The organism is Streptomyces spongiae (assembly GCF_009377185.1).
Taxonomy (GTDB): Bacteria; Actinomycetota; Actinomycetes; order Streptomycetales; family Streptomycetaceae; genus Streptomyces; species Streptomyces spongiae.
The window spans coordinates 1-4,860 of record NZ_VJZC01000687.1; the positions used below are offsets into that span (position 1 = coordinate 1).

The window sequence follows — 4,860 nt, forward strand, 5'->3', positions numbered from 1 at the left end:
CGAGGAACCTGCCCCGGGGGCACCCGCCTGTTACTCGTCCCCGAACCGCTCCCCTCGTTCCGCCTTCTCCACCAACAACGCGGGCGGGGTGAACCGCTCCCCGTAGCGCTCGGAGAGCTCCCGGGCGCGGGTGACGAATCCGGGCAGGCCCCCCTCGTAGCCGTTGATGTACTGGAGGACGCCGCCGGTCCAGCCGGGGAAGCCGATGCCGAGGATGGAGCCGATGTTGGCGTCGGCGACGGACGTCAGGACGCCCTCCTCCAGGAGCCGGACGGTGTCCAGCGCCTCGGAGAAGAGCATGCGCTCCTGCATGTCCTCGAACGGGATCGTGTACCCCGGCTTGGTGAAGTGCTCGCGCAGGCCGGGCCACAGCTTGCCGCGCCCGCCGTCCGGGGCGTAGTCGTAGAAGCCCGCGCCGCCACTGCGCCCGGTGCGCCCGAACTCGTCGACCATCCGGTCGATGATCGCCTCCGCCGGGTGGGCGGCCCAGGTTCCGCCCGCCTCCTCCACCGCCCGCTTCGTCTCGCCGCGGATCTTGCGCGGGAGGGTGAGGGTCAGCTCGTCCATCAGGGAGAGCACCTTCGCCGGATAGCCGGCCTGGGCCGCCGCCTGCTCGACCGACGCCGGCTCGATGCCCTCTCCGACCATCGCGACACCCTCGTTGATGAAGTGGCCGATCACCCGGGAGGTGAAGAAGCCGCGCGAGTCGTTGACGACGATCGGGGTCTTGTTGATCTGCCGGACGAGGTCGAAGGCGCGGGCCAGGGCCTCGTCCCCCGTCCGCTTCCCCTTGATGATCTCGACCAGCGGCATCTTGTCGACGGGTGAGAAGAAGTGCAGGCCGACGAAGTCGTTCTGCCTCTCGACGCCCTCGGCCAGCACGGTGATCGGCAGGGTCGAGGTGTTGGAGCACAGCAGTGCGTCCGGCGCGACGATCTGCTCGATCTCCTGGAACACCTTGCGCTTGAGGGCCGGGTCCTCGAAGACGGCCTCGATGACGGCGTCACAGCCCGCGAGGTCGGCCGGATCTGCGGTGGGCGTGATGCGGGCGAGCAGCGCGTCGGCCTTCTCCTGGGTCGTACGGCCCCTGGAGACCGCCTTGGCGCAGAGCTTCTCGGAGTAGCTCCTGCCCTTCTGTGCCGCCTCCACCGACACGTCCTTGAGGACGACCTCGATGCCGGCGCGGGCGCACGAGTACGCGATGCCCGCGCCCATCATCCCGGCGCCCAGGACGGCGACCTTGTGGACCTGGCGGGGCTCGATGCCCTGGGGGCGGCTTCTGCCCGCGTTGACGGCCTGGAGGTCGAAGAAGAACGCCTGGATCATGTTCTTCGCGGTCTGGCCGGTGACCAGCTCGGTGAAGTAGCGGGCCTCGATGACCAGCGCGGTCTCGAAGTCGACCTGGGAGCCCTCGACGGCGGCCGCGAGGATGTTGCGCGGCGCCGGGTAGGGCGCGCCGTTCAGCTGCTTCTTGAGGTTGGCGGGGAACGCGGGCAGGTTCGCCGCGAACTTCGGGTTGGCCGGGGTGCCGCCGGGGATCCTGTAGCCCGGCTGGTCCCAGGGCTGCTGCGACTCGGGGTTGGCGTCGATGAAGGCGCGGGCCTTGGCGAGCATCTCCTCGCCAGTGGCGGCCACCTCGTGGACGAGGCCGTTGTCGCGTGCGCGCTGCGGGCTGTACTGGGTGCCCTGGAGGAGCACCTTCAGCAGGGCGTCCGCGATGCCCATCAGCCGTACGGTGCGGGTGACACCGCCGCCCGCCGGGAGGAGCCCCAGGGTGACCTCGGGGAGGCCGATCTTCGAGCCGGGCGCGTCGAGGGCGATGCGGTGGTGGCTGGCGAGGGCGATCTCGTACCCACCGCCGAGGGCCGCGCCGTTGATGGCCGCGACCACCGGCTTGCCGAGCGTCTCGATGCGGCGCAGGGAGTTCTTGATCTCGGTACCGGTGTCGAACGCGTGCTGGGCGTGCTCCGGACCCGCCTGGATCATGTCCTTCAGGTCACCGCCCGCGAAGAACGTCTTCTTCGCGGACGTGTAGATGATCCCGCGGATCGAGTCCTTCTCCGCCTCCGCCCGGTCGGCGATCGCCTTGATGGAGGCCCTGAAGGCCTGGTTCATGGTGTTGGCGGACTGGTCGGGGTCGTCGAGGACGAGGGTGACGACTCCGGTGTCGTCCTGCTCCCAGCGGATGGTGGTGCTCTCGGTCATGGCAAGTTCTCCGTCGAAGTCTGAAGTCGGGTCGGTCCGCTGGGGTTACAGGCGTTCGATGATCGTGGCGATGCCCATGCCGCCGCCGACGCACAGGGTGGCGAGGCCGTAGCGCTTGTCCTGGCGCTGGAGTTCGTCCGTCAGGGTGCCCAGGATCATCGCCCCTGTCGCGCCCAGCGGATGCCCCAGCGCGATCGCGCCCCCGTTGACGTTGACCTTGTCCAGCGGGATCCCCATGTCCTTCACGAAGCGGAGCACCACGGCCGCGAAGGCCTCGTTGATCTCGACGAGGTCGATGTCGTCGATGGTCAGTCCCGCCTTGGCGAGGGCCTTGCGGGTCGCGGGTGCCGGCCCGGTGAGCATGATGGTGGGTTCGGAGCCGGAGACGGCCGCGGACACGATCCGCGCGCGGGGGGTCAGTCCGTAGCGCTCGCCGACCTCCTTGGAGCCGATCGCGACGAGCGCCGCGCCGTCCACGATGCCGGAGGAGTTGCCGGCGTGGTGGACGTGGTCGATCTCCTCGACCCAGTGGTACTGCTGCAGTGCCACCGCGTCGAAGCCGCCCAGGTTCCCGATGTCCGCGAAGGACGGCTTGAGCTTGGCGAGCGAGTCGGCGGTGGTACCGGGCCGCACGTGCTCGTCGTGGTCGAGGATCACGAGCCCGCTGCGGTCCTTCACCGGAACCACGGCCCTGTCGAACCTGCCGTCCTTCCAGGCCGCCGCCGCCCGCTCCTGCGACAGCGCCGCGTACTCGTCGACGTCCCGCCGCGAGAAGCCCTCGATGGTGGCGATGAGGTCGGCTCCGATGCCCTGCGGTACGAAGTTGACCGCCATGTTGGTCATCGGGTCGTTGAACCAGGCGCCGCCGTCGGAAGCCATCGGGACACGCGACATCGACTCGACGCCTCCCGCGAGCACCAGGTCCTCCCAGCCCGAACGGACCTTCGCGGCGGCCATGTTGACGGCTTCGAGGCCCGAGGCACAGAAGCGGTTCTCCTGGACTCCGGCCACCGTGTCCGGCAGCCCGGCGGCGACCGCGGCGGTGCGGGCGATGTCGGAGCCCTGGTCGCCGACGGGTCCGACGACACCGAGCACGATGTCGTCGATCGCGGCCGGGTCGAGTCCGGGCAGGCGCCGCTGAACCTCGTGGATCAGGCCGGTCACCAGGTCGATGGGCTTGGTGCCGTGCAGGGCGCCGTTCGCCTTGCCGCGGCCGCGCGGGGTGCGGATCGCTTCGTACACATACGCTTCGGTGCTCACGAGTCGGGCCTTTCGGGTGGCAAGAGGGATCGGGAGGCGGGGGTGGAATCGACCCGTGGTGGAACGGGTGTCAGCCGTCGTCCTTCAGGAGACCGGGCTCCAGGAGACCGGGTATGTCCCAGTCCCGGGCCACGGCCGCGGTGTCGGCGCCCGGCTGGGCGGGGCCGCTGCGCACGGACGTGTGGGTCCTGGAGAAGCGGGGCGCGGGGGCGGGCTGGGTGATGCCGCCGAAGTCGGTGAAGGTGCCGCGCGCGGCGAGGTGCGGGTGGTGCGGCGCCTCGCTCAGCGAGAGCACCGGGGCCACGCAGGCGTCGGAACCCTCGAAGACGGCCGTCCACTCCTCGCGTGTACGGGCCTTGAAGCGGGCCGCGACCGTCTCGCGCAGCTCGCCCCAGCGTGCCACGTCCTTGTGGGCGGGCGCCTGGTCCCTGATGCCGAGCAGGTCGACGAACTCCGCGTAGAACTGCCGCTCCAGCGCGCCCACGGCCATGTACCCACCGTCGGCCGTCTCGTAGGTCCCGTAGTAGGGGCAGCCTCCGTCGAGGAGGTTGGCCGCGCGCCGGTCCTGCCAGCGGCCGGCGGCGAGCATGCCGTGGATCATCGTGGCCAGGTGCGCGGTGCCGTCCACGATGGCCGCGTCCACGACCTGTCCGGTGCCGGTCGCGCGCGCGTGGTGCAGGGCGGCGAGCACGCCGACGACGAGGTAGAGCGAGCCGCCCGCGTAGTCGCCGAGGAGGTTGGCCGGGACGGCGGGCGGCTCGTCCGGGCTGCCGATCATGCCGAGGGTGCCGGTCGGCGCGATGTACGCGATGTCGTGCCCGGCGCGATGGGCGAGCGGGCCCTCCTGGCCCCAGCCGGTCATACGGCCGTAGACGAGCCGCGGGTTGCGGGCGTGGCAGGTCTCGGGGCCGACGCCGAGGCGCTCGGCGACGCCAGGGCGATAGCCCTCGATGAGGATGTCGGCGCGGTCGGCCAGGCCGAGGACGAGGTCCGGGCCGCTCTCGCCCTTGAGGTCGACGATCACCGACCTCTTGTTGCGGTTGGTGACGTCGTACTCGGGGTCGACGGCGAGTCCGGTGCCGCCGGGCCGGTCCACGCGGACCACGTCGGCTCCGAGGTCGGCGAGGAGCATGGCGGCGAAGGGGCCGGGGCCGATGCCGGCCAGCTCGACCACGCGCACGCCGGCCAGTGGGCCGTGCCCGGGCGTCTCTGCGGCTGCCATCCGGCTCCCTGCGTGTCCCGCTGATGTGACATCAGCGATGCTAAGAACGTGTTCCAGTGGGCACAAGGTCTGGGCGAGCAAGCGCTTAGTTTTGTGCCCGGGGTGAAGGTACCCGGAGTCCGGTGGAGTTACCCGGAGTCGGGGTGACCGCCTGGGGGCTGCGCCCCCAGACC

Annotated in this window: 3 protein-coding genes; all 3 read right to left on the bottom strand. The window is 70.8% G+C overall.

Annotated features, from left to right (window positions below; translation table 11 throughout):
• Positions 1-30: 30 nt before the first annotated feature.
• The 3 genes from FNH08_RS44595 to FNH08_RS44605 all read right to left on the bottom strand — a co-directional run bounded on the left by FNH08_RS44595 (position 31) and on the right by FNH08_RS44605 (position 4,687).
• Entirely contained in the window at positions 31-2,205 is a 2,175-nt protein-coding gene (locus FNH08_RS44595; protein WP_152777219.1) for a 3-hydroxyacyl-CoA dehydrogenase NAD-binding domain-containing protein, read from the bottom strand.
• A gap of 45 nt (positions 2,206-2,250) precedes the next feature.
• Positions 2,251-3,465: an acetyl-CoA C-acetyltransferase gene (locus FNH08_RS44600; protein WP_322726449.1), complete on the bottom strand. Its 1,215-nt coding sequence runs from the start codon at positions 3,463-3,465 to the stop codon at positions 2,251-2,253.
• Positions 3,466-3,535: 70 nt separating this feature from the next.
• The gene (locus FNH08_RS44605; RefSeq protein WP_152777220.1) at positions 3,536-4,687 is read right to left on the bottom strand and encodes a CaiB/BaiF CoA transferase family protein; all 1,152 of its coding nucleotides are present in this window, start codon (positions 4,685-4,687) and stop codon (positions 3,536-3,538) included.
• Positions 4,688-4,860: the final 173 nt, after the last annotated feature.

What these genes read in the sequence shown, in the direction of transcription:
- FNH08_RS44595 (WP_152777219.1), bottom strand. Translation starts at nt 2,205, where the DNA reads ATGACCGAGAGCACCACCATCCGCTGGGAGCAGGACGACACCGGAGTC.
- FNH08_RS44605 (WP_152777220.1), bottom strand. Translation starts at nt 4,687, where the DNA reads ATGGCAGCCGCAGAGACGCCCGGGCACGGCCCACTGGCCGGCGTGCGC.